General features: G+C 70.6%; 20 protein-coding genes. 5 read left to right on the top strand and 15 right to left on the bottom strand.

Annotated elements, in window-relative coordinates:
* Nucleotides 1-31: 31 nt before the first annotated feature.
* The 9 genes from ruvB to aspS form a co-directional block, all read right to left on the bottom strand.
* Nucleotides 32-1,069: a Holliday junction branch migration DNA helicase RuvB gene (gene ruvB / locus AB3X07_RS06495; protein ID WP_369943619.1), complete on the bottom strand. Its 1,038-nt coding sequence runs from the start codon at nt 1,067-1,069 to the stop codon at nt 32-34.
* A gap of 177 nt (nt 1,070-1,246) precedes the next feature.
* Entirely contained in the window at nt 1,247-3,166 is a 1,920-nt protein-coding gene (locus AB3X07_RS06490; protein WP_369943618.1) for a potassium transporter Kup, read from the bottom strand.
* Nucleotides 3,167-3,218: 52 nt separating this feature from the next.
* On the bottom strand, nt 3,219-3,803 hold the full coding sequence (gene ruvA / locus AB3X07_RS06485) for a Holliday junction branch migration protein RuvA (protein ID WP_369943617.1): 585 nt from the start codon (nt 3,801-3,803) through the stop codon (nt 3,219-3,221).
* A gap of 346 nt (nt 3,804-4,149) precedes the next feature.
* Complete coding sequence (gene ruvC / locus AB3X07_RS06480) at nt 4,150-4,746, bottom strand: crossover junction endodeoxyribonuclease RuvC (RefSeq protein ID WP_369943616.1); 597 nt, start codon at nt 4,744-4,746, stop codon at nt 4,150-4,152.
* Nucleotides 4,747-4,828: 82 nt separating this feature from the next.
* Entirely contained in the window at nt 4,829-5,563 is a 735-nt protein-coding gene (locus AB3X07_RS06475; protein WP_369943615.1) for a YebC/PmpR family DNA-binding transcriptional regulator, read from the bottom strand.
* Between the two features lie 38 nt (nt 5,564-5,601).
* Nucleotides 5,602-6,300, bottom strand: coding sequence for an esterase/lipase family protein (locus AB3X07_RS06470; RefSeq protein ID WP_369943614.1), 699 nt, complete (start codon nt 6,298-6,300; stop codon nt 5,602-5,604).
* Between the two features lie 16 nt (nt 6,301-6,316).
* Nucleotides 6,317-6,634, bottom strand: coding sequence for an I78 family peptidase inhibitor (locus tag AB3X07_RS06465; RefSeq protein ID WP_369943613.1), 318 nt, complete (start codon nt 6,632-6,634; stop codon nt 6,317-6,319).
* A 78-nt stretch (nt 6,635-6,712) separates the two neighbouring features.
* Nucleotides 6,713-7,234 (bottom strand): GNAT family N-acetyltransferase, encoded by a 522-nt coding sequence (locus AB3X07_RS06460; RefSeq protein WP_369943612.1) that lies wholly within the window; start codon nt 7,232-7,234, stop codon nt 6,713-6,715.
* 3 nt (nt 7,235-7,237) lie between these two features.
* A complete protein-coding gene (gene aspS / locus AB3X07_RS06455) occupies nt 7,238-8,995 on the bottom strand; it encodes an aspartate--tRNA ligase (protein ID WP_369943611.1) in 1,758 nt (585 codons plus the stop codon).
* Between the two features lie 158 nt (nt 8,996-9,153).
* Here aspS and AB3X07_RS06450 point away from each other — a divergent pair, with 158 nt between their 5' ends.
* A complete protein-coding gene (locus AB3X07_RS06450) occupies nt 9,154-10,125 on the top strand; it encodes a DUF3011 domain-containing protein (protein ID WP_369943610.1) in 972 nt (323 codons plus the stop codon).
* A 31-nt stretch (nt 10,126-10,156) separates the two neighbouring features.
* Here the strand turns inward: AB3X07_RS06450 and AB3X07_RS06445 are convergent, their stop codons facing one another.
* Nucleotides 10,157-10,486 (bottom strand): FmdB family zinc ribbon protein, encoded by a 330-nt coding sequence (locus tag AB3X07_RS06445; protein ID WP_369943609.1) that lies wholly within the window; start codon nt 10,484-10,486, stop codon nt 10,157-10,159.
* 282 nt (nt 10,487-10,768) lie between these two features.
* On the opposite strand from AB3X07_RS06445, the gene AB3X07_RS06440 reads away from it, so the two are divergent.
* Nucleotides 10,769-12,925, top strand: coding sequence for a phosphocholine-specific phospholipase C (locus tag AB3X07_RS06440; protein ID WP_369943608.1), 2,157 nt, complete (start codon nt 10,769-10,771; stop codon nt 12,923-12,925).
* Between the two features lie 144 nt (nt 12,926-13,069).
* On the opposite strand, the gene bla (AB3X07_RS06435) is transcribed toward AB3X07_RS06440, so the two are convergent.
* Both bla (AB3X07_RS06435) and bla (AB3X07_RS06430) read right to left on the bottom strand, forming a co-directional pair.
* On the bottom strand, nt 13,070-13,960 hold the full coding sequence (gene bla, locus AB3X07_RS06435; RefSeq protein ID WP_369943607.1) for a class A beta-lactamase: 891 nt from the start codon (nt 13,958-13,960) through the stop codon (nt 13,070-13,072).
* A 235-nt stretch (nt 13,961-14,195) separates the two neighbouring features.
* Nucleotides 14,196-15,086 (bottom strand): class A beta-lactamase, encoded by an 891-nt coding sequence (gene bla, locus AB3X07_RS06430; RefSeq protein ID WP_369943606.1) that lies wholly within the window; start codon nt 15,084-15,086, stop codon nt 14,196-14,198.
* Between the two features lie 98 nt (nt 15,087-15,184).
* Between bla (AB3X07_RS06430) and AB3X07_RS06425 the strand changes: the two genes are divergently transcribed.
* A complete protein-coding gene (locus AB3X07_RS06425) occupies nt 15,185-16,063 on the top strand; it encodes a LysR substrate-binding domain-containing protein (RefSeq protein WP_369943605.1) in 879 nt (292 codons plus the stop codon).
* Nucleotides 16,064-16,157: 94 nt separating this feature from the next.
* Here AB3X07_RS06425 and AB3X07_RS06420 read toward each other — a convergent pair whose 3' ends face one another.
* Nucleotides 16,158-17,414 (bottom strand): alpha/beta hydrolase, encoded by a 1,257-nt coding sequence (locus AB3X07_RS06420; RefSeq protein WP_369943604.1) that lies wholly within the window; start codon nt 17,412-17,414, stop codon nt 16,158-16,160.
* Nucleotides 17,415-17,818: 404 nt separating this feature from the next.
* On the opposite strand from AB3X07_RS06420, the gene AB3X07_RS06415 reads away from it, so the two are divergent.
* Nucleotides 17,819-18,109 carry a hypothetical protein gene (locus AB3X07_RS06415; RefSeq protein WP_369943603.1) on the top strand — a complete coding sequence of 97 codons (291 nt, stop codon included), beginning with the start codon at nt 17,819-17,821 and terminating at the stop codon, nt 18,107-18,109.
* A 226-nt stretch (nt 18,110-18,335) separates the two neighbouring features.
* On the opposite strand, the gene AB3X07_RS06410 is transcribed toward AB3X07_RS06415, so the two are convergent.
* On the bottom strand, nt 18,336-18,854 hold the full coding sequence (locus AB3X07_RS06410; RefSeq protein ID WP_369943602.1) for a YcxB family protein: 519 nt from the start codon (nt 18,852-18,854) through the stop codon (nt 18,336-18,338).
* Nucleotides 18,855-18,999: 145 nt separating this feature from the next.
* Nucleotides 19,000-20,859, bottom strand: a complete 1,860-nt coding sequence (locus tag AB3X07_RS06405) for an ABC-F family ATP-binding cassette domain-containing protein (RefSeq protein WP_369943601.1) — start codon at nt 20,857-20,859, stop codon at nt 19,000-19,002.
* 254 nt (nt 20,860-21,113) lie between these two features.
* Between AB3X07_RS06405 and AB3X07_RS06400 the strand changes: the two genes are divergently transcribed.
* On the top strand, nt 21,114-23,504 hold the full coding sequence (locus AB3X07_RS06400) for a TonB-dependent receptor plug domain-containing protein (RefSeq protein ID WP_369943600.1): 2,391 nt from the start codon (nt 21,114-21,116) through the stop codon (nt 23,502-23,504).
* Nucleotides 23,505-23,514 lie beyond the last annotated feature (10 nt).

The following is a 23,514-nucleotide window of genomic DNA, read 5'->3' as shown; positions in this document are numbered from 1 at the left end:
CTCCTGTCGGTAGCTGGGTAACCACGACATCCTAGAACAGCGCCCCCGACTCCCCATTCCCGATTCCCAATTCCCGGCTCTTGGGCTGCAAGCCCAAGTGCAGATAGGCCTTGTTGGTCGCCATGCGGCCGCGGGCGGTGCGGATGAGATAGCCCTGCTGGATCAGGTAGGGCTCGATCACGTCCTCCAGGGTGCCGCGCTCCTCCGACAGCGAGGCGGCCAGCGACTCGACCCCGACCGGGCCGCCGTCGAAGTACTCGATGATGGTGCGCAGCATGCGCCGGTCGAGCTCGTCGAAGCCTTCCGGGTCGACCTTGAGCATCTGCATCGCGGCCTGCGCAACCGCCAGATCGATGTGGCCGCCGGCGCGCACCTGGGCATAGTCGCGGACCCGGCGCAGCAGGCGGTTGGCGATGCGCGGGGTGCCGCGCGCGCGGCGCGCGATCTCGGCGCAGCCGTCGGCGTCGCAGGCGATGCCGAGGATGCTGGCGGAGCGGCGCACGATCTGCGCCAGCTCGTCCGGGGTATAGAACGCCAGGCGCTGGACGATGCCGAAGCGGTCGCGCAACGGCGCGGTCAGCAGGCCGGCGCGGGTGGTGGCGCCGATCAGGGTGAACGGCGGCAGGTCGATCTTGATCGAGCGCGCGGCCGGGCCCTCGCCGATCATGATGTCGATCTGGAAGTCTTCCATCGCCGGGTACAGCACTTCCTCGACCACCGGCGACAGGCGGTGGATCTCGTCGACGAACAGCACGTCGTGCGGCTGCAGGTTGGTCAGCAGCGCCGCTAGGTCGCCGGCCTTCTCGATCACCGGGCCGGAGGTGACCCGCAGGTTGACCCCCAGCTCGTTGGCGATGACGTGGCTGAGGGTGGTCTTGCCCAGGCCCGGCGGCCCGAAGATCAGCACATGGTCCAGCGCCTCGGCGCGGGCCTTGGCCGCCTCGATGTAGATCGACAGCTGCTCGCGCACCGGCTGCTGGCCGAGATAGTCGTCCAGCCGCTTGGGGCGGATGCTGGCTTCGGTCGCCTCATCCTCGCGGGTGGCGCTGCTGGCGATGATGCGGTCCATTTAGAGCCGGGATTGGGGAATCGAGAATGGGGAATTGAGCGGACAATAGTAGCGGTTGGCGACGCGACTGGCGCCTACTTCGGGCGTCGCCGCTTAGTTTTTCAGCCGAACGCCGTTGCCGTTGCCTATTCCCCATTCCCGTCTCCCCATTCCCAAGGCCGCGACCCCGTCGCGGCCTCAGATCTCCACCTGCGCGCCCAACTCCACCAGGCGGTTGCCGGGGATGCGGAAGAAGCCGGTGGCGGGGGCGGCGTTGCGGTGCATGACCGCGAACAGCTTGTCGCGCCAGATCGGCATGCCACGGTTGGCGCTGGCCACGATGGTCTCGCGGCTGGCGAAGTACGTGGTGTCCATCGGGTCGAAATAGGTCCCGCCCTGGTCGCAGGAGCGCATCAGCGCCAGCGGCACGTCCGGGGTCTCCATGAAGCCGAAGCGCACGATCACCCGGTAGAATTCGTCGCCGATGGCATCCATCTTCAGCCGCTGCTTGGCCGCGGCGTAGGGCACCGGCAGGGTTTCCACGGTCAGGAACACGTTGCGCTCGTGCAGCACCTTGTTGTGCTTGAGGTTGTGCATCAGCGCGTGCGGCACCACGGTGGAGTCGGCGGTCAGGAACACCGCCGTCCCGGGCACGCGCACCGGCGGCGCCAGCATCAGCCCGGGCAGGAAGCTGTCGATCTGGATGCCGTCCTTGCGGATCTCCTCGCGCAGCAACTCGCGGCCTCGGCGCCAGGTGCGCATCATGGTGAACATCACGATGCCCAGCGCCACCGGGAACCAGGCGCCCTGCAGCAGCTTGGCGCCGTTGGCGATCAGGAACGCGGCGTCGATGACGAAGAACACCACGCACAGCGGCAACACCCAGTTGCGCCAGCGCGGCCACAGCGCGCGCGCCACCAGCGCCAGCAACAGGGTGTCGATCAGCATCGTCGCCGAGACCGAGATGCCGTAGGCCACCGCCAGGTTGGTGGAGCTGCGGAAGATCAGCACCAGCGCGATCACCATCACCATCAGCAGCCAGTTGATGCCGGGAATGTAGATCTGGCCGATGGTGTCGTGCGAGGTGTGCTTGATCAGCATGCGCGGGATGTAGCCCAGCTGCATGGCCTGACGCGCGATCGAGAACGCGCCGGTGATCACCGCCTGCGAGGCGATCACCGCCGCCAACGTGGCCAGCACGATCATCGGGTACAGCGCCCAGCCCGGCACCGCTTCGAAGAACGGGTTCTTCAGCGCCGACGGATGCTTGAGCACCAGCGCGCCCTGCCCCAGGTAGTTCAGCACCAGGCACGGCAGCACGAAGTAGTACCAGGCATGGCGAATCGGGCGCGCGCCGAAGTGGCCCATGTCCGCGTACAGCGCCTCGCCGCCGGTCACCGCCAGCACCACCGCGCCGAGGATCCACACGCCGTGCCAGCCGTGGTCGAGGAAGAAGCGGATCGCCCACCATGGATTGAACGCCTTCAGCACTTCCGGCGCATCGACGATGTTCCAGATGCCGATCGCCGCCAGCGACAGGAACCACAGCGAGGTGATCGGGCCGAACACCTTGCCGACCTTCTCGGTGCCGAAGCGCTGGCCCAGGAACAGGACCACCAGCACCAGCACCGTGATCGGCACGATGAAGGCATGCAGTCCCGGCGCCGCGACTTCCAGGCCCTCGACCGCGCCCAGCACCGAGATGGCGGGGGTGATCACGCCGTCGCCGAAGAACAGCGAGGCGCCGAAGATCCCGAGGATGCCGACCACGTAGGCCGAGCGCGAGCCCTTGCGCATGGTGCGCTGGGTCAGCGCCATCAATGCCATGATGCCGCCCTCGCCCTCGTTGTCGGCGCGCATGATGATGGTGACGTACTTGAGCGTCACCACGATCATCAGCGACCAGAACGCCAGCGACAGCACGCCGAGCACGGTGTCGTGGTCGCTGCTCAGGCCGTAGTGCGGCGAGAACGCCTCCTTGAGCGTGTACAGCGGACTGGTGCCGATGTCGCCGAACACCACGCCGATGGCGCCGATGACCAGCGCGAAGCCGGCCTTGCCATGCGAGGCGTCGGCCGAATGGCCGGAGCCGGGGGACGGAGCGGGAGTGGAGGACATGTGGAGATCAGGTTAGCGCCGCGAGGCGTGAAGAAGAAGCTACGGCGCGGGGTCAGCGCAACGCGGCCTGCAGGGCCTTGCGGATCACCGTGGCGACCTCGTCGCCGTCGGCGGCGGCGTCGCGCGCCATCTTCGCCGCCTCGGCCGGCTTGTAGCCGAGCTGCTGCAGCGCCACCGTGGCCTCGGAGACCGCGTCGGTACCCAGTTGGCCGGTGATCGGCGCGCCGCCGCTGAAGTCGGCCGCGCGGTCGCGCAGTTCCACCACCATGCGCTCGGCGGTCTTCTTGCCGATGCCGGGGATGCGGGTCAGCGCGGTGACGTCAGCGCTGGTGATCAGCCGCGCGAATTCGTCGACGCTGACCCCGGACAGCACCGCCAGCGCGATCTTCGCGCCGATCCCGCTGACCCGCTGCACGTCGCGGAACAGGCGCCGCTCGCCCTCGCGCAGGAAGCCGTACAGCGACACGCTGTCCTCCTTCTGCGCGTAGTGGGTGAACAGGATCACGTCACGACCGACGTCGGGCAGGTCGTAGAAGGTGCTCATCGGCGCCTCCAGCTCATACCCCACGCCGCCCACGTCGATCACCAGCCACGGCGGCTGCTTGTAGGCCAGGATCCCGCGCAGACGGCCGATCATTGGGCGCCTCCGTGGAGGCGCCGGGAATGGAGAAACGGGAATGGGGAATGGGCAAAGCGGGGGGCCGCTTCACCGCTTCTGCTGTTCCCATTCCCGATTCCCGATTCCCGATTCCCGCCCCGTGCGAGGCGCCGGGAATGGAGAAACGGGAATGGGGAATGGGCAAAGCGGAGGGCCGCTTCACCGCTTCTGCTGTTCCTATTCCCGATTACCGAATCCCGATTCCCGCCCCGTGCGAGGCGACGGGAATGGAGAAACGGGAATGGGGAATGGGCAAAGCGGAGGGCCGCTTCACCGCTTCTGCTGTTCCTATTCCCGATTCCCGAATCCCGATTCCCGGCCTTTGTCATTTTCTGCTCCACGCCTGTTGCGTACTGACGCCCAGGCGCTGCGCGGTGGCGCGCACGTGGGCATGGGTGATGGCCACCGCCAGCGCGTCGGCGGCGTCGGCCTGCAGCTTGCCGGTCAGGCTCAGCATCAGCCCGACCATGTGTTGTACCTGTTGTTTCTCGGCCGCGCCCTTGCCGACGATGGCCAGCTTGATTTCCTTGGCCGCGTATTCGTGCACCGGCAGGTCGCGCAGCACCACCGCGCAGATCGCCGCGCCGCGCGCGTGGCCGAGCTTGAGCGCCGCGTCGGCGCTCTTGCCCATGAACACCCGCTCGATCGCCACTTCCTGTGGCTGGTACGCCTCGATCAGCGCGTCCAGTCCGTGCAGCAGGCGCTTGAGCCGTGCCGAGAAATCGCCCTCGCCCAGCAGCAGCAGCGGCGCATGGTACACATGCCGGGTGCGGCCGGACGCCTCCACGTCGATGATGCCCACGCCGGTGCGCTGCGAGCCGGGGTCGATGCCGAGGATGCGGATGGAGCCGGGAGTCGGGAGTCGGAAATCGGAAATCGGGTGAGCAGCGCCCGGGCGGGCAGCGATGCCCGTTGCAGTCATCGACCTCGGCAATGCCTCCGGCACCGGCACGGCGGCCTTCCGGGTCCGGGGTCCCGGGCGTCGGGCCCCGGCGTCCATGGTGTCAGCCCCCGCCACTCAGTGCGGCCTGGTCGACGTTGGAATAGACGTTCTGCACGTCGTCCAGGTCTTCCAGCATGTCCAGCAGCTTGCGCACCTGCAGCGCGGTGTCGCCGTCCACGGCGATGTCGTTGTCGGCGCGGAAGGTGATGTCGGCATGGTCGGCGGCCAGGCCGGCCGCGTCCATGGCGTCCTTGACCGCCTGGAACGCCTCCGGCGCGGTCAACACGTCGATCGCGCCGTCCTCGGGATAGACCACGATGTCGTCGGCGCCGGCCTCGATCGCCGCCTCGGTGATCTTCTCCTCGTCGGCGCCGGCGGCGAAGCTGAGCACGCCCAGGCGCTTGAACATGAAGGCCACCGAGCCTTCGGTGCCCATGTTGCCGCCGCACTTGCTGAAGGCATGGCGCACGTCGGCCACGGTGCGCACGCGGTTGTCGGTCAGGCAATCCACGATCACCGCCACCCCGCCCGGCGCATAGCCCTCGTAGCGGATCTCCTCGTACTCGACGCCTTCCAGCTCGCCGGTGGCCTTCTTGATCGCGCGTTCGATCACGTCCTTGGACATGTTCGAAGCCAGGCCCTTGTCCATCGCCACGCGCAGGCGCGGGTTGTTGGACGGGTCGCCGCCGCCGGCGCGCGCGGCGACGCCGATCTCGCGGATGATCTTGGTGAAAATCTTGCCGCGCTTCGCATCGGATGCGTTCTTGCGGGCTTCGATCGAGGGGCCTCTACCCATGGGGCGTTCCGGACATCAGTAAGGACAAGCGGCGGATTTTACTCGATTGCGCCGCCCCGCCCCATCCGCGGCAGGCGCGCCTCGGCGCCGGCGAACCGGCCGTGGCGCAGGAAGGCGGCGGTCTGGCGCGCGGCCAGCGGCGAAAACAGCAGGCCGCTGTGGCTGGCGCGTACCAGGCAATGGCCATGCAGGCCGGGCACGCGGGTCTCGGCCAGGGCCACGGTCCCGTCCGATTCCGGTCCCAGCGCGGCGAAGCGGTTGCCGATGCCCACCGCGACGCTGCCGGCGACCATGCCGACCGCGGCGGCGCCGTCCCAGCGCCCGATCCCCTGCTGCAGCAAGGCCGCGCTGCGCCCCAGCGCCGCGCCCAGGCCACGCCGCTGCAGCGTCTGCGCCACCGCGCTGCCGGCCAGCGGGCTGCCCAGACACACCACGCGCGGCACCGCCAGTTGCGGCGCCTGGCGCAGCGCGTGCAGCGCGATCAGCCCGCCCAGGCTGTGCCCGACCAGTGCCACCGGCCCCTGCGCGGCCAACTGCTCGATGCGCCGCTGCAGCCGCGGCACCGCCGCTTCGGCGCCGCCGAAGGCGGTCGAATAGCCGAAGGTGGCGACACGGAAGCCATCGCGCCGCAGCCGCCACGCCAACGGACCGAGCCAGGCGCGGCCGTTCCAGATGCCGTGCAGCAGCAGGACCTGCGGCGGCTCCGCGGCGCCAGCCGCCATGGGCGGCGCGCCCATGCGCTTGCCCGCAGGCTCAGCCACAACTGAGCCTGGCGACGACATGGTCGGCATCGAGGAAGACGTTGAGCCGGTCGGGACGCAGGTCGCGCGTGGTCGGCTGGCCCGGCGCGATCGACCGCACTTCGGCGGCGCCGCTGTCCTGGCGCAGTCTGGTCACGGTGGCCTCGGTCGCGGGCTGGCCGACCGCCCAGCGCACCGCCTCGGCATCGCACCGGCTACCGCCCGGCGCGGCCGGGCCGTTCCCGGCTGCGGGCAGCGACGCCGATGGCGCACAGGCCGCGAGCAGCGGTACCAGCGCAAACACGGCGGCACGTCCTGACACGCGTGGCATGGCGATCTCCTTTGTGAGACTGGGTGCCGGCAGTCTACCGTGCAGCGTCGCCAGGCCAGACCTGCGCCGGCCTGCCGCTCAGCTACGCGGCAGGCGGCGCAGGATGAACTCCAGATCGCGGGTCTGCCCGACCGGGAACTCGTAGGTGCCGACCTTCTCGAAGCCGTAGCGCGCATAGAAGCGCTGCGCGCCGAAGTTCTCCGACCACACGCCGATCCACAGCGTGCGCGGCCCGGCGCGTTCCAGCCAGCCGAGCGCGGTCTCGAACAAGCGGCTGCCCCAGCCGCTGTTCTGGTGCGAACGCAGCAGGTACAGCCGCTTCAACTCGCCGTCGCCGGGTTGCGCCTCGGCGTGCGGCAGGCCGCAGGGGCCGGCCGCGGCATGGCCCACCGCGACGCCGTCGTCCTCCAGCAGCCACACCGCGTAGTCGGGGTGCTGCAGGATGGTGCGCTGGCGCTCGGCGCTGTAGTGCTCGGCGAGGAAGCCATGCAGGTCGGCCGGCGGATACAGGTGGCCGAAGGTCTCGGTGAAGGTGGTCGCGGCCAGCGCCGCCAGCGTGGCGGCGTCGTCCGCGGTGGCGCGGCGGATCGCCAGCGCCATCGCTCAGCCCTGCACCGGCTTGGCGCGCACCTGCACGTGCACTTCGGCCAGTTGCGCGTCGGCGATCGGCGACGGCGCGTCGGTCATCAGGTCCTGCGCGCCGGTGGTCTTGGGGAACGGGATCACGTCGCGGATCGACTCGGTGCCGGCCATCAGCGCGGCGATGCGGTCGATGCCGAAGGCGATGCCGCCGTGCGGCGGCGCGCCGTAGTTCAGCGCGTCGAGCAGGAAGCCGAACTTGGCGCGTGCTTCCTCGGCGCCGATGCCGAGCAGCTCGAACACCGCGCTCTGCATGTCCGGGCGATGGATGCGGATCGAACCGCCGCCGATCTCGTTGCCGTTGAGCACCATGTCGTAGCCGCGCGACACCGCGGTCCTGGCATGCGCGCGCAGCTCGGCGATGTCGTCCACCGCCGGCGCGGTGAACGGGTGATGCAGGGCGACGTAGCGCTGCGCCTCCTCGTCCCATTCGAACATCGGGAAGTCGGTGACCCACAGCGGACGCCAGCCGTCGGCGACCAGGCCGAAGTCCTTGCCGGCCTTCAGGCGCAGCGCGCCCATGAAGTCGGAGACCTTGCCGTAGGCGCCGGCGCCGAAGAACACGATGTCGCCGTTGCCGGCGCCGACGTGGGCCAGCAGCGCGGCGAACGCGGTCTCGCCGAAGAACTTCTGGATCGGCGAGCTGATCTCGCCGCTGTCGGCGATCTTGACGTAGGCCAGGCCCTTGGCGCCGTACTTGGCGGCGTGCGCGGCGTATTCGTCGATCTGCTTGCGCGACAGGCTCGCGCCACCGGGGATGCGCAGCGCGGCGACGCGGCCGTCGGGATCGCGGGCGGCGGCGCTGAACACCGCGAACTCGCTGTCCTTGACCAGCTCCGCCACGTCGGTCAGTTCCAGGGCGATGCGCAGGTCCGGCTTGTCCGAGCCATAGCGGCGCATGGCCTCGGCCCAGGTCATGCGCGGGAATTCGGCGGCCAGTTCGACGTCGACCACCTCCTTGAAGATCGCGCGCACCATCGCCTCGACGAAGTCCTGCACGTCGCGCTCGCGCACAAAGGCGAACTCCATGTCGAGCTGGGTGAACTCGAGCTGGCGATCGGCGCGCAGCGCCTCGTCGCGGAAGCAGCGCGCGATCTGGTAGTAGCGGTCGAAGCCGGCCACCATCAGGATCTGCTTGAACAGCTGCGGCGACTGCGGCAGCGCGTAGAACTCGCCCGGATGCATGCGCGCCGGCACCAGGAAGTCGCGCGCGCCTTCCGGGGTGGCCTTGGTCAGGATCGGGGTCTCGATGTCCTGGAAGCCGCGCTCGTCCAGGTAGCGGCGCAGCGCCTGCACCAGCTTGATGCGGGTGCGCTGCATGCGCTGCATCTCCGGCCGGCGCAAATCCAGATACCGGTACTTCAGGCGGGTCTCCTCGCCCGGGTTCTCGTGCGCGTGGAACGGCAGCGGCGCGGCCTTGTTGAGCACGGTGATGCGGGTGGCGATCACCTCGACCTTGCCGCTGCGGATCCGGTCGTTGACCGCATGCCGCGCGCGCACCACGCCTTCCACCTGCAGCACGTCCTCGTAGCCCAGCGCGGCGGCGACGGCGAACACTTCGGCATTCTCCGGCTCCACCATCACCTGCACGATGCCCTCGTGGTCGCGCAGGTCGATGAAGCACACGCCGCCGAGGTTGCGGGCGACGTCGGTCCAGCCGGCCAGAGTGACGGTTTGGCCGATCAGGGTCTCGTCGACCAGGCCGCAGAAGTGGGTACGCATCGCAAACTCCAAGGAGGGGCCGCCGCCACAGAACGCGCCGGCAAGCCCGATATTCTGCGGCGCGCGGCCGGCCCGGGCAAATCGCCGCGCCGCTCACCCGGCCTTAAGTTCGCGTGAGGCTATAGTCCGGCCACACTCACGGGTATCGGAGGGGACCCATGTTGAAGCACCTGAGCGGTTGGCTGTTGTTGGCCGGCCTGGCCCTGGCCAGCGGGCCGGTCGCGGCGCAGAGCGCGCGCGCCTATGCGCCGGAGGACCTGCGGCAGCTGTCGGTGCCGAGCCGGGTGCGGGTGATCGAGCGCGAGTACGCCGATCAATCGCGCGGCCGGCAGATTCCCGACGATCAGTTGGAGTTCTACCTGGACCAGATCGACCGCGGCTGGGGCTTCGGCCGCATCCAGCAGGACATCGCCACCTCGCTGCGCGGCAGCGGCGGCCAGTGGCGGCCGCAGCCGGGATTCACCGCGCAGACCATCGCCTGCTCCAGCAACGACCGCCGGCGCCGCCAGTGCGCGACGCCGTTCCGCGGTCCCGCGCGGCTGGTCGGCACGCTGTCGGATTCGCCGTGCATCGAGGGCCAGACCTGGGGCTCGGGTCCCGGGGTGGTCTGGGTCGACGGCGGCTGCCGCGGCCGCTTCGCCGAGGGTCGGGGCGGCTGGGGGGGCGGTGGCGGTGGCGGCAACTGGGGCGGTGGCGGCGTCGGTGCCGCCGGCACCATCCGCTGCGAGAGCCAGGATCAGCGCCAACGCGTCTGCAATACCGGCTGGCGCAACGCGGTGCTGGTGCGGCAACTGTCGGACACCCGCTGCATCGAGGGCCGCACCTGGGGCCAGCGCGGCGGCGCGGTGTGGGTCGACGACGGCTGCCGCGGCGAGTTCGCCGAAGGCCGCGGCGGCGGCGGCGGTGGCTGGGGTCCGGGACGTCCGCCGAGCGGCGGCGGCGATTACTCGGTGACCTGCAACAGCGACGACAAGCGCCTGCGCAGCTGCGCCTGGGATCGGCGCCAGGGCCGTCCGGTGCTGATCCAGCAGTTGTCCGGCAGCACCTGCAGCGAAGGCCGCAGTTGGGGCTACGAGGGCAATGCGGTGTGGGTCAAGGACGGTTGCCGGGCACGCTTCGGCGCGCGCTGAGCGGCCGTTCGCGTTTCGCGGGTCGACGGACTCAGGTCGCGGCAGGCTTGGCCGCCGGCGTCGGCGCCGGTGCAGCGGCGGCAGCGGGCTTGGCCGCGTCGGTGGTGGCGGCCGGCTTGGTCTCGCCACCGCTACCGCCGCCGCTGCCGGATTCGGCCAGGTTGCGCTTCTTGTCGCCGTCCTTCTTGAAGTCGGTCTCGTACCAGCCGCTGCCCGACAGCCGGAACGACGGCGCGGTCAGCTGGCGCTTGACCGCGGCCGCGCCGCACGCGGGGCAGGTCTGCGGATCGGCGTCGGAAAGCTTCTGCAGGCGGTCGAAGCTGTGCCCGCATTCGGCACACTGGAAGGCATAGATCGGCATGGCGGCAAACAACGCGAGAGGAACGGAGGCAGCCAGTATGGGGCCCGGGCGCAGGCTTTCAAGCGACGCCGCAGCCTTGACCGCGCGGCGGCGTCGCCGGACGCATGCCTGACCGTCCCCACCCGGGACCGTTCCAGTTCGACCTGGCCCAGTGCGGCCACGCTCGGCACCCGCGCGCCAGAAGGCGGTGGATCTGTCATCGCGCAACCCGCATGCTGCGCCCTCGCCGACGGCGGGCTGCCGCCCGGCGGCCCCTTCTTCCGATCCGCCGGTACCACTGCCATGACTGACCTTCCCCGCCGCCGCCTGCTGCAGAGCGGTGTCGCCGCCGCTGCGGCCGCGCTGCTGCCGCCCAGTATCGCCCGCGCCGCCGCGATCGCCCCGGACGTGCGCAGCGGCACCCTCGACGACCTGCAGCACGTGGTGATCCTGATGCAGGAGAACCGCGCCTTCGACCATTACTTCGGCAGCCTGGCCGGCGTGCGCGGCTTCGGCGACCGCTTTCCGATCCCGGCGCCGACCCTGCCGGACATCGCGCCGCGCACGGTGTGGCTGCAGCCCAGCGCCGACGGCAGCCGCCAGCTCGCGCCCTTCCCGCTGAACACCGCGCGCGACTTCGCCACCATGCGCGTGCAGGGCACCCCGCACACCTGGCCGAACGCGCAGCAGGCCTGGGACCACGGCCGCATGGGCCAGTGGCCGGCGGCCAAGCGCGACCACGCGCTGGCCTACTACGAGCGCGAGGACCTGCCGTTCCAGTTCGCCCTGGCCGAGGCCTTCACCCTTTGCGACGCCTACCACTGCGCGATCCAGGCCGGCACCAACCCGAACCGCGTGTTCCTGTGGACCGGGCAGAACGATCCGCACGCGCGCGCCGGGGGCCCGGCGATCGCCAACTCGCACGACAACTTCCCGGAACTGGGCGGCGACCCGGACGACTACCGCTGGCCCAGCTACGTGGAAGCGCTGCAGCAGGCCGGCGTGTCCTGGCAGATCTACCAGGACATGGCCGACAACTTCACCGACAACCCGCTGGCCGGCTTCGCCCCGTTTCGCGCCGCCTGGCGCGGCGCGCCCGGGCACGATCCGCAGTTGCGCGCGCGCGGCGTCTCCAGCCGCAGCCTGGCGCAGTTACGCGAGGACGTGCTGGCCGCGCGCCTGCCGTCGGTGAGCTTCATCATCGCCGACGCGGCCGGCAGCGAGCATCCCGATCCGTCCAGCCCGGCGCAGGGCGCGGCCTACACCGCGCGCGTGCTCGACGCGCTGACCGCCGACCCCAAGGTGTGGGCGCGCACCGCGCTGCTGCTGATGTTCGACGAGAACGACGGCTTCTTCGATCACGTGCCACCGCCGGCGCCGCCCTCGCCGGACCCGTCCGCGGCCGGCGGCTGGGCCGGCGCCTCCAGCGTCGCCACCGACGGCGAATACCACCTGCACCCGGCGCCGGGCGACGCCAAGGTCGACCCGCCGGAACTGCGCGGGCGCCCGTACGGCCTCGGCCCGCGCGTGCCGCTGTACGTGATCTCGCCATGGAGCCGCGGCGGCTGGGTGGATTCGCAGGTCTACGACCACACCTCGGTGCTGCGCCTGCTGGAGCGCCGCTTCGGCGTCGCCGCCGCCGGCCTGACGCCATGGCGCCGCGCGGTCTGCGGCGACCTGGTCGATGCCTTCGATTTCCGCCAGGCCGACACCCGCCCGTTCGTCGCCGACCTGCCCGACGTGGGCGACGCCGCGGCGCGCGCCGCGGCGCTGCGCGAGCACGCGCTGCCGCCGCTGCCGGAGCAGGTGCGGGCGCCGCGGCAGGCGTTCGGCGTGCGCCGCTCGCGCGCGCTGCCGTATCGGCCGACGGTGCAATTGCAGTACGACCTGGAACGTGGCGAAGTGCGCTTGCACATGGCCAACAGCGGCGCGGCGGCGGTGCTGCACGTCTACGACCGCTATCTGCTGGACGCGATCCCGCGCCGCTACACGGTGGGCGCCGGCGCGAGCTTGGACGGCACCTGGACCACCTACGACGGCGACTACGACCTGTGGCTGCTCGGCCCCAACGGCTTCCATCGCCACTACCGCGGCGACCTGAGCGCCCCGCTGCTGCAGGCCGAGATCGCTCAGGATGCGGACGATGCGCAGGCGCTGTGCCTGGTCTTGCGCAATCCCGGCACCACCCCGCTCGGCGTGTCGCTGGAACCAGCCGCCTACGCGCAGGCCCAGCCACGCCAGCAACTGACGCTGGCGCCCGGCACCGAGCGACGCATCCGCTGGAGCGCCAAACCCAGCGGCGGCTGGTACGACCTGTGGCTGGTCCAGGACCACGCGCGCCAGCGCCTGGCCGGCCGCGTGGAAACCGGCAAGCCCGGCATCAGCGACCCGGCGATGGGCGGACCGGCGCGGCTGTATCAGGAGGACCCGGCGGTCTATCAAGGGCCGGGACCCTTCTGAGGCGGGCGGGAGTGGGGAATCGGGATTGGGGAATCGTAAAAGCGGCCTCCACGGGCTTCAGGCGCGAGATTGAGATCGGGCAGAAACGCATCAGCATGCAGGGACCGCTCTTGCGAATCCCAAATCCCCAATCCCCAGTCCCGGCTACACCGACAGCGAGGCCACCACGGCCTGCGCCACCGCCTTCAGGGCCGCGTCACGGGCGGCGCTGTCGACGGTCGCGCCGTTGAGGTAGGCGGTCAGCAGCAGCGGCGCGGGCCGTCCCGGTGCCCACACGATGGCGATGTCGTTGCGGGTGTCGGTGCCGTTGCTGCCGGTCTTGTCGCCGATTCGCCAGCCCGCCGGCAGGCCCGCACGCAGGCAAGCGTCGCCGGTGCGGTTGTCGCGCATCCAGCCGATCAGGCGCTGCCGCGACGCCGGTTGCAGCGCATCGCCAAGGAGCAGCGTGTGCATCGTCGCCGCCATTGCCGCCGGCGTGGTGGTGTCGCGCGGGTCGCCCGGGCCGACATCGTTCACGCCCGGCTCGTTGCGGTCCAGGCGGGTCCGCGGGTCGCCCAACGTGCGCAGGAAACGGGTCACTCCCGGCGGATCGCCCACCAGCGGCAGCAGCAGGTTGGCGGCGGTGTTGTCGCTGTAGATCATCGCCGCCTCGCACAACTCGGCCACGCTGCGCGTGCCGCCGACATGGCGCTCGGACACCGGCGCATACGCCAGCAGGTCTTCCTTGCGCACCGGCAGGCGCCGTTCCAAGGCCAATTCGCCACGGTCGGCCCGCTGCAGCACCGCCCCTGCCAAGACGAACTTGAAGGTGCTGCACAGCGGGAAGCGCTCGTCCTGGCGCTGCCCGCCGAGCGTCGCGCCGCCGCCGTCGAGCAGGCTCACGCCGAGCCGGCCGCCACTGCGCCGCTCGATCTCGGCCAGCCGTTGCTGCAGGGTGGGCGCGGGACTTTGCGCTGTTTTCGCCGTTGCCGCAGCCACCGCCAGCAGGCTCGCGCCCATGCCCACGCCCTGCAGGAACCGTCGTCTCGTCAGCATCGTCCACCTCCATCGGCAACCGGGAGGATGGCCGCATCGACCATCCCTCACCCGCAATATTGTTGAATCGCGCCCATAAGCCGAATTGCTGCCTGAACACGATCCATCCGCATCCGCCGAACGTCCCGCGCGCCTTCAAGGCGGCGCGGCGCTGGACCCTGAGGCGCGCCGCGCAGCGCCGTGCTCACCCCGTCCCGCCGCGCGGCGGCCATGCCCGGCGGATCGTCTCCGCGCCTCAGCCCGCGAGCGTTTCCCGCACCGCGACCGCCACCGCCTTCAACGCCGCGTCGCGCGCGTCTTCGTCGACCTTGGCGCCATTGAGATAGGCGGTGAGCAACAGCGGCGCACGCCCCGGCGGCCAGACGATGGCGATGTCGTTGCGGGTGTCGATGCCGTTGTTGCCGGTCTTGTCGCCGACCTTCCAGGCGCGCGGAAACCCGGCGCGCAGGCAGTCGTCGCCGGTGCGGTTGTCGCGCATCCAGTCGATCATCCGCTGCCGCGAGGCCGGCGCCAGCACCTCGCCGAGCAGCAGCGTGCGCATGCTCGCGGCCATCGCCGCCGGCGTCGTGGTATCGCGCGGGTCGTCCATGGCGAAGTCGTTCATCTCCGGCTCGTAACGGTCGGAGCGGGTCTGCGTGTCGCCGATCGTGCGCAGGAAACGGGTCAGCCCCGCGGGGCCGTCGACCTGGCGCAGCAGGAGATTGGCCGCCACCCCGTCGCTGAAGATCATCGCGGCCCGGCACAGCTCGGCCAGACCGAGCGAGGCGCCGACATGCGGCCGGGTCGCCGGGGCATGCGACACCACCATGTCCTCGGCACGGATCGGCACCTGCGTCTGCAACGCCAGCTCGCCGCGATCGACCCGCTGCAGCACCGCGGCCGCCAATACAAATTTGAAGGTACTGCACAAGGGAAAACGCTCGTCCTGGCGCTGCCCGCCCAGCACCGTGCCGCTGCCGTCGAGCAGCGTCACGCCCAGCCGCCCGCGCGCCTGCCGTTCGATCCCGGCGAGCCGCTGCGCCAGGGTCTGCGCCTTGCCGGACGCCACTTTCGCCTCCACCCCCGCCACCGCCAGCGCGGCCGCCGCCAGCCCCATGCCCTGCAGGAATCGTCGTCTTGCCAGCATCGTCCACCTCCATCGTGAGCCGCGATCATGCGCAGCTTGACCGCCGCCCACCAGCGAGGTTATTCAATCGCACCCATGAAATTAACTGATGCCTCCCGATGATCCGCCCGCCGCTGCCGCTGAACGCGCTGCGCGCCTTCGAGGCGGCCGCGCGACACCAGAACCTGACCCGCGCCGCCGATGAGCTGTGCGTGACCCAGGCCGCGCTGAGCCATCAGATCAAGCGACTGGAAGCGCGCCTGGGCGTGGTGCTGTTCCAGCGCCTGCCGCGCGGCGTGGCGCTGACCGACGAAGGCCAGCGCCTGCATCCGGTGCTGACCGAGGCCTTCGACCGCATCGCCGCGACCGTGCAGCGCTTCGCCGGCGGCCGCTACCGCGAGACGCTGAGCGTGGGCGTGGTCGGCACCTTCGCGGTGGGCTGGCTGCTGCCGCGGCTGGACGCCTTCCATGCCGCGCATGCCGACATCGAGTTGCGCGTGCACACCCACAACAACCGCGTCGACCTCGCCGGCGAGGGCCTGGACCTGGCGATCCGCTTCGGCGACGGCGACTGGCAGGGCCAGCAGGCGACACCGATCCTGGATGCCGCGTTCGCGCCGGTCTGCGCGCCGGCGCTGGCGCGCGCGCTGCGCGTGCCGGCCGACCTGGCCGGCATGCCGTTGCTGCGCTCCTACCGACTGGACGAATGGCCGCGCTGGCTGCAGGCCGCCGCCGCGCCGGAAGTGCTGGCCGGCGGGCCGATCTGCGATTCGTCGCTGACCCTGGCGGCGGCCGCGGCGGCCGGCGCCGGCGTGGCGCTGCTGCCATTGCCGTTGTTCGCGCAGGACCTGGGCGCGGGGCGCCTGGTCTGCCCGTTCCCGCAGCGCATCGACCTTGGCCGCTACTGGCTCACCCGCCTGCGCTCGCGCGGCGAGAGCGAGGCCGGCCGGCGCCTGCGCGAATGGTTGCTGGCCGAAGGCCAGCCCGCCACCGCGTAAGCGCGCGGACGCCCCGGCGCGACCGATAGGACGCCGGTCGGCGTCGGCGACGATGCCCGCTCCACCCGCTCAGGCACCACGCCGCAGCGCGCGCTCAGCGGCAGGCGTCGCCGCGCGCGAACTCCATGCCGACCAGACCGCGCACGAAGTACGCGAAGCGCGGATCCCAGATCGCGTTGTGGTCCTGGATCAACGATCCGTCCACGCGCACGTTCAACAACGGCCCCCATGGCGCCGGCGGCGGTGACGCGGCGGTGGCGGCCAGTTCCAGTCCGCCCAGCGCGAACGCACCGGTGCCGGCGCGGAACCCGCCCCAGGTGCGCGCCGCGGCGGAAAACGCCTCCGGCGTCAGCGCGGTCGGCGCCGCCGCGCCCGGCAGCGGGCGCAGGCGGTAGCGCGAAAAGTCCGGATACAGCCCGTATGGCGTGGTGATCAGCGCGGCGCCGCCCGCACCGGCCTGCGCGATGCGCTGCGCGTAGAACAGCCGCATGCCGCGCGGAAACTCCCGGGACAGCGCGGTGTCGGCCTCGGAAGTGAAACTGACCAGCGCCAACGGCGTGCAGGCCGGGAACCGCGTCTGCGCGGCGGCCGCATGCAGGGCGACGAACTGCTCCGCCTCGATCGCCGGATTCAGCAGGACCACCAGATCCGCGTACGCCGGGTGCCAGTCGCCCTGTGCGGCGCCGACCGCCTCGGCGAGCCGGTCCTTGACCGCACTGAACAGGACGCCACCACCGAAACTGTGGCCGATCGCCACCAGGCGGCTGTGCGGCGAGGCGCGGCGCATCTCGGCCAACCGCGCCAGCACGCCACGCACCCCGTCCACGCCGGTGGTCAGGCCCAGTTCCTTCTTGTCCCGATACGACAGCAGCGCGACCAGATCGTGGTCGGAGGCCTTCGCCTGCCAGCCCAGATAGACGCCGACGACCGCGCGCCGCTGCCCGACCGTCGACATTCGCTCCTGCGCCTGCAACTGGCGCAGGAAGGCCTTGAAGGCGATGACGTTGCCGTCGTTCTGCGCCGCGTTGTGATTCCAGCCGTGGATGAAGATCACCATCAGCACCCGCTCCGGCGGCCGCGCGGCGAAGGCCGCGATTTTGCCCATGACATCGTCGATGGCGGCCGGAGCGTAGGGTCTGCCGTGTTCGTCGAACTCGATGAAGGCCAGCGCCGGGGCCGGCGCGTCGGCCTCGTCCGGTTCCTGCCCGAGCACGATGAAGTCCGCCGATTTGCAGGCGGGGGACAGCGACGAGGCCTCGCGGCAGGCGGTCCGGTCCGGCCGTTGCTGGCCGTAGCTGGCGCAGCCGCACAGCCCGGCCAGCAGCAAGGCCGTGGCGATGATGCGATGCATAGCGGTTCTCCCTGGGTCCTTCGCCGCCGGCGCAGCCGCGCCGGCGATGCGCATCCTCCCTGCCCAACGCGGATCGCGACGACATCCGGCCACCCCATGGCGACGCAAAGGACGAGGCCGGCATGCACGATGCGTAGCGGTGCTCGCGGCCCACGCGCCTTCGCCCGTCACCACGCACCGTCGCCGCCCGTGCGCCGCGCCGCGAGATGCCTCGCCCCCCCTTTGGCGGACACGGACATCGCGCACGCCGCACGGCCTGGTAGACGGCCGGGGATGCGCCAGCGCCGGATGTGAAGGATTTGTGCAGCGCCACTTGGCGACACCCACCGGGCGAACTACGATCCAGGTCTCGGATGGACTGTGCGCCAAGGCCGGCGAACCACGCGTTTTCGGGGGAATACGTCATGAATCGTCCTGCCGCCACGGCCCGTCCCGGCCTGGTTTCGCGCGATGCCGTCCTGGCCGCCGCACTGGCCTGCCTGTGCGTGCTGCACCTGGCGTATTTCCTGCGCAGCGGCGCCGGCGAATGGCACTGGGCGCTCAGCGCGACCGGCCTGGCGCTGATGGCACTCAAGGCCAGCCTGCGCCCGAGTTCGATGGCGCTGCCGTCACTGCGCAGCCTGCGTTCGCGCACGCCGCTGGACTGGGCCGCCATTGCCGGCGGCCTGCTGGTCGTGGCCAGCGCGGCCGCCTGAGTGGCGCGCGCCGACGACCGAGTGCGGCGCTAGGCCCCCGCCTTCCCCCGCCCTCCGCGGATCGGCTTCCGCAAGAAGCCCGTTGCGACCGATCTCCCGAACGATCATGGCGGGTTACGCCTGCGCAGGGCGTTCCTGGCATCGGAATCACCTGTCGGCTTGCCTGCCGGCGGCGCACCCGATCACGCTACGCCCGGGCCCGGCCCGGCCCGGCCCGGCGAGGACGCTACACGGCGCGTTTGCCCGCATCGCTGCCGATCTGCGCGGCGGCAAGTTGCCGGAACGCATCGCGCTGCGCGGCATCGGCGAACCAGGAGGTCGGCACCAGATCGAACAGGATGTCGTTGTGGTAGAGCATCAGCAGCTGCGGACTTTCGCGGTAGCGCACGTAGTCGCGCCAGGGGCGCCGCACCTGGCCGTCCGCCCAGGTGATCTCCAGGCCGGCCTCGTCCCAGCGATAGGTGAAGCGATGCCGCAGCGCCGCCTGTTGCGCATACAGGCGCCGCACCTTGCGCGGCATCGTCCATGTCGACTGAATGGTCTGGCCGATCAAGCCACCGCCACCGGCGGCGGCCAGCATGACACCGACGATGTCCACGCCGGAGCCGCGCTTGGCGAAGGCGAATACGGCCAGTCCAAGCACCAGCAGCACCGCCGTCGCCAGCAGCACGCGCCGCAGCGCGCGCCGCTGATGCAGGCGCTGCGCGGCCAAATAGTCCTCCAGCGTGATGGTGCCGCTGATCATCGTGTTCCTCCTCGCGCCGTCGTCCATGGTCAGACCCGCAGCGTGCCACGCGCGGCGGAACCGGCGCAAAACCGCCGCCGACGCATGCTGCGCCGCCGCCCGCCCTCGCCGCCACGCAGCCGCGAGAGCGAGACCACGCCGCGGCTCAGGCGCCCTCGATCAACTCCATCCACGCCTGCTCGGCCTGCGCCAACTGCTGCGCGGTGGCTTCGCGGTCGCGGCCCAGCACCGCCATCTTCTCCGCGTCGGCGTAGTGCTTCGGATCGGCGAGCTGGCGGTCGAGCTCGGCCAGCGCCGCCTCCAGTTCGCCGACGCGCTTTTCGGCCGCGGCCAGCTTGTGCGGGTTCGGCGGCTTCTTCGCCGGCAGCGGCTTGACCGGCGGCGGCGGGGTCGGCGCGGCCTCGGCCAGCTTCTGTTTGGTGCCCTGCGCGGCCGGACGGGTCCGCAACCACGCCGCGTAGGCATCCAGGTCGCCGTCGAAGGGCTCGACCACGCCGTCGGCCACGCGCCAGAAGGTATCGCAGACCAAACCGATCAGGTGGCGGTCGTGCGAGACCATCACGATCGCGCCCTCGAAATCGCTCAGGGCTTCGGCCAGCGCCTCGCGCATTTCCAGGTCGAGGTGATTGGTCGGTTCGTCGAGCAGCAGCACGTTGGGCTGCTGCCAGGCGATCAGCGCCAGCGCCAGGCGCGCGCGCTCGCCGCCGGAGAACCCATCGACCGGCTCGAACGCGCGGTCGCCGGGGAAATTCCACTTGCCGAGGAAATCGCGGAACGCCTGATTGCTGGCGTCCTTGTCGATCTCGCGCATGTGGTCCATCGGCGACTGGCCCTCGTGCAGCGACTCCACCGTGTGCTGGGCGAAGTAGCCGATGCGCAGGTCCGGATGCGCCATGCGCTCGCCGGCGATCGGCGGCAGTTCGCCGACCAGGGTCTTGACCAGGGTGGTCTTGCCGGCGCCGTTGGGGCCGAGCAGGCCGATGCGCTGGCCGGCCTCCAGGCCGAAACCGACGTTGTGCAGGATCACCGCGTCGGCGCCGTAGCCGGCCTCGGCGTGGTTGAGGCGGATCAGCGAGAACGGCAGCTTGGCCGGCGGCGCCAGCTCGATGCGGAACTCGCGCTCGGCGCGCACCGCCTCGGTGCCGGCCAGCTTCTCCAGGCGCTTCATCCGGCTCTGCGCCTGCGCCGCCTTGGAGGCCTTGGCCTTGAAGCGGTCGATGAAGCTCTGCAGGTGGGCGCGCTCGGCCTGCTCCTTCTCGTGCGCGATCTGCTGCTGGCGCAACTGCTCGGCGCGCTGCCGCTCGAAATCGGTGTAGCCGCCGGTGTACAGCTTGGCGCCGCCGTTGTGCAGATGCAGGGTGTGGGTGGCGACGTTGTCGAGGAACTCGCGGTCGTGCGAGATCAGCAGCAGAGTGCCGGGATACTTCAGCAGCCACTGTTCCAGCCAGTACACCGCGTCCAGGTCGAGGTGGTTGGTCGGTTCGTCGAGCAGCAGCAGGTCGCTGGGCATCATCAGCGCGCGCGCCAGGTTCAGGCGCACGCGCCAGCCGCCGGAGAACGAGGACACCGCGCGGTGGTGGGTCTCGGCCGGGAAGCCGAGGCCGTGCAACAGCTTGCCGGCACGCGCATCGGCGTCGTAGGCGCCCATCTCGGCCATCTTGGTGTGCGCGGCGGCGACCGCCTCCCAGTCCTCGCGCGCGGTCGCCTCGGCCTCCTCGGCCAGCACCGCGGCCACCGCGACATCGCCGCCGAGCACGAAGCTCAGCGCCGGGTCCGGCAGCGACGGGGTTTCCTGGGCGACGCTGGCGATGCGCACCTTGCCGGGCAGGTCGACATCGCCCTTGTCGGCCTCCAGTTCGCCCTTCACCGCCGCGAACAGGCTGGACTTGCCGGCCCCGTTGCGGCCGACCACGCCCACCCGATAGCCGGCATGCAGGGTGAGGTCGACATTGGACAACAACAGCCGCTCGCCGCGGCGCAAGGCGAAATTACGTAGGGAAATCAAGGCAGGGCACTCGGCTAGCGAGGCGGAAGTGTAGCCGCTTCGCCCGCGCCGGCCCACCCGGGGCGGCGACGGCATGGCGCGCCCGGAGCGGAAGCGGGCGCCGCGGAAACCGGACCCAGTACCGTTTTTGTATACACGCCCGCGTGAAAAACGGATTTCAATCCGATGGCACCTGCTGCATCGCACCATCACCAACCGCACCGGACATCCGCCCAGACCCACGCCAATCCCCCAGCCACTGGAGTCTCCGATCGATGACGCAACACCGCCTCCCCCTCGTCAGCGCCGTCCTGCTCGTGCTCGCCTCCGGCAATAGCCTCGCCCAGTCCCAGCAGGCGCCGACCACGCTGGACAACATCATCGTCACCGGCACCCGCATCGCCGACCGCACGGTGGCCGAATCGCAATCGCCGATCGACATCATCGCCCCCGAAGCGCTGCAGGCCACCGGTGCCAGCGACCTCGCCAGCGCCCTCGGCAAGCTGCTGCCGTCGCTGAACTTCCCGCGCCCGGCGATCAACGACGGCAACGACGCGCTGCGCCCGGCGACCCTGCGCGGCCTGTCCCCCGACGCGGTGCTGGTGCTGGTGGACGGCAAGCGCTACCACACCACCTCGCTGGTCAACTACAACCCCTCGGTCGGCCGCGGCTCGGCGCCGGCCGATCTCAACTCCATCCCGATGTCGGCGATCGCGCGCATCGAGGTGCTGCGCGACGGCGCCTCCGCGCAGTACGGTTCCGACGCGATCGCTGGGGTGATCAACATCGTGCTCAAGCACGGCGCCAAGCCCGGCAGCAACAGCGTGACGGTCAACGGCGGGATCATGGACAAGGGCGATGGCGAGCAGAACGGCATCGACGGCTCCTACGGCCTGGCCTTCGGTGGCGCGGCCGGCGGCGAGGCGCCGGGCTGGGTGCGGGTGTCCTGGAATTACCAGAACGCGATGAACACCAACCGCGCCGAGAACACCGACAAGGCCACCACCCTGGCCGGCGCGGAAAATCCCAGCGGCATTCCCTACGAGCGCTACGGCGACCCGGCGGTCAAGACCTATCAGGGACTGGTCAATTTCGGCTACGCGCTCACCCCGCACGTCGACCTGTACGGCTACGCCAACTTCAGCCGCCGCGAGGTGCTCTCCAACGGCTACTACCGCGCCTGGGACAACAGCGACCGCAACGTGCAGGCGGTCTATCCCAACGGCTTCCTGCCGCAGATCTACAACCCGTCCAACGACCGCGCCGCGGTGCTCGGGGTCAAGGGCAGCACCGACAGCGGCTGGACCTGGGACGTCTCGGCCGACCACGGCAAGAACGACGTCACCTTCGACCTGCGCAACACCATCAACACCAACCTGTACTGGAGTACCGGCGCCTCGCCGACCCGCTTCAACGCCGGCGGCTTCCGCAACGAGCAGAACGCGCTCAACGCCGACTTCAGCAAGTCGCTGGACTGGGGCCTGGCCTATCCGGTGACCCTCGCCTTCGGCGCCGAGTACAGGCAGGACAAGTACGCGGTGGTGGCCGGCTCGCCCACCTCGATCTACTTCGATCCCGACGCCATCAACCCCGATACCGGTGCGCCCTACCCCGGCGGCTCGCAGGTATTCCCCGGCCTGTCGCCCTCGGTGGCCGGGCAGTTCAAGCGCCACAGCAAGGCGGTGTACGCCGGCCTGGAAGCGGACCTGACCGAACGCCTGTCGGGCGGCGTGGCCGCGCGCTACGAGGACTACAGCGATGCCGGGTCGACGCGCTCGGGCAAGCTGTCGGCGCGCTACCAGCTCAACGACACCTTCGCCCTGCGCGGCACGCTCTCCAACGGCTTCCGCGCGCCCTCGCTGGCGCAACAGAACTACGCCTCGGTGGTGACCCTGCCGGTGGACGGCGTCCTTAGCCAGATCGGCACCTACCGCACCTCCGACCCGGTGGCGATCGCGCTCGGCGCCAAGCCGCTGACGCCGGAGAAATCCACCAACTACGGTGTCGGTGCGGTCTGGCAGCCAGGCGGCGGCTTCAATGCCACCCTGGATCTGTACCAGATCCGCATCTGGGACCAGATCCTGTACTCGGACCAGATCTCGCTGGCCGTGCCGATCGGCCAGGTCAGCGCCGCGCAGTTCTTCGTCAACGGCGCCACCACCCGCACCCGCGGCGTGGACTGGGTGAACAACTACCTGCTCGATCTCGACCGCGCCGGCACGCTCAACCTCAGTGTCAGCGCCAACTACAACAAGACCGAGATCCTGGAGATCTCAGATCCGAACTTCGGCCGCGCCAGCCAGGGCCTGCTGACCGATGCCACGCCCCGCACCAAGTACGTGCTCAGCGGCGACTGGAACCTGGCCGGCTGGACCCTGCACGGCGACGCCACCCGCTACGGCGCCATCACCCGCCGCGGCGACGACGCCGATGGCAGCCAGGACCAGGGCTTCGCCGCGCGCTGGCTGCTGAACCTGTCCACCAGCTACGCCTGGCACGACCTCACCTTCACCGTCGGCGCCGACAACGTCACCAACCAGTATCCGACCCGGACCGCGCTCAACAACATCTACGACGACCGCCCCAACGGCCTGCAGTACTCGCCGCTGTCGCCGTTCGGTTTCAACGGGCGCTATTGGTACGGGCGGGTGAGCTACCGCTTCTGAGGCGGCAGCC

The organism is Xanthomonas sp. DAR 35659 (assembly GCF_041242975.1).
Classification (GTDB): domain Bacteria; phylum Pseudomonadota; class Gammaproteobacteria; order Xanthomonadales; family Xanthomonadaceae; genus Xanthomonas_A; species Xanthomonas_A medicagonis.
This window is presented reverse-complemented; position numbering and strand designations above follow the sequence as displayed.

Bases quoted from the DNA above. Each gene is read 5' to 3' on its own strand.
- ruvB (WP_369943619.1), bottom strand. From the start codon at position 1,069: ATGGACCGCATCATCGCCAGCAGCGCCACCCGCGAGGATGAGGCGACC.
- AB3X07_RS06490 (WP_369943618.1), bottom strand. From the start codon at position 3,166: ATGTCCTCCACTCCCGCTCCGTCCCCCGGCTCCGGCCATTCGGCCGAC.
- ruvA (WP_369943617.1), bottom strand. From the start codon at position 3,803: ATGATCGGCCGTCTGCGCGGGATCCTGGCCTACAAGCAGCCGCCGTGG.
- ruvC (WP_369943616.1), bottom strand. From the start codon at position 4,746: ATGACTGCAACGGGCATCGCTGCCCGCCCGGGCGCTGCTCACCCGATT.
- AB3X07_RS06475 (WP_369943615.1), bottom strand. From the start codon at position 5,563: ATGGGTAGAGGCCCCTCGATCGAAGCCCGCAAGAACGCATCCGATGCG.
- AB3X07_RS06470 (WP_369943614.1), bottom strand. From the start codon at position 6,300: ATGGGCGCGCCGCCCATGGCGGCTGGCGCCGCGGAGCCGCCGCAGGTC.
- AB3X07_RS06465 (WP_369943613.1), bottom strand. From the start codon at position 6,634: ATGCCACGCGTGTCAGGACGTGCCGCCGTGTTTGCGCTGGTACCGCTG.
- AB3X07_RS06460 (WP_369943612.1), bottom strand. From the start codon at position 7,234: ATGGCGCTGGCGATCCGCCGCGCCACCGCGGACGACGCCGCCACGCTG.
- aspS (WP_369943611.1), bottom strand. From the start codon at position 8,995: ATGCGTACCCACTTCTGCGGCCTGGTCGACGAGACCCTGATCGGCCAA.
- AB3X07_RS06450 (WP_369943610.1), top strand. From the start codon at position 9,154: ATGTTGAAGCACCTGAGCGGTTGGCTGTTGTTGGCCGGCCTGGCCCTG.
- AB3X07_RS06445 (WP_369943609.1), bottom strand. From the start codon at position 10,486: ATGCCGATCTATGCCTTCCAGTGTGCCGAATGCGGGCACAGCTTCGAC.
- AB3X07_RS06440 (WP_369943608.1), top strand. From the start codon at position 10,769: ATGACTGACCTTCCCCGCCGCCGCCTGCTGCAGAGCGGTGTCGCCGCC.
- bla (WP_369943607.1), bottom strand. From the start codon at position 13,960: ATGCTGACGAGACGACGGTTCCTGCAGGGCGTGGGCATGGGCGCGAGC.
- bla (WP_369943606.1), bottom strand. From the start codon at position 15,086: ATGCTGGCAAGACGACGATTCCTGCAGGGCATGGGGCTGGCGGCGGCC.
- AB3X07_RS06425 (WP_369943605.1), top strand. From the start codon at position 15,185: ATGATCCGCCCGCCGCTGCCGCTGAACGCGCTGCGCGCCTTCGAGGCG.
- AB3X07_RS06420 (WP_369943604.1), bottom strand. From the start codon at position 17,414: ATGCATCGCATCATCGCCACGGCCTTGCTGCTGGCCGGGCTGTGCGGC.
- AB3X07_RS06415 (WP_369943603.1), top strand. From the start codon at position 17,819: ATGAATCGTCCTGCCGCCACGGCCCGTCCCGGCCTGGTTTCGCGCGAT.
- AB3X07_RS06410 (WP_369943602.1), bottom strand. From the start codon at position 18,854: ATGATCAGCGGCACCATCACGCTGGAGGACTATTTGGCCGCGCAGCGC.
- AB3X07_RS06400 (WP_369943600.1), top strand. From the start codon at position 21,114: ATGACGCAACACCGCCTCCCCCTCGTCAGCGCCGTCCTGCTCGTGCTC.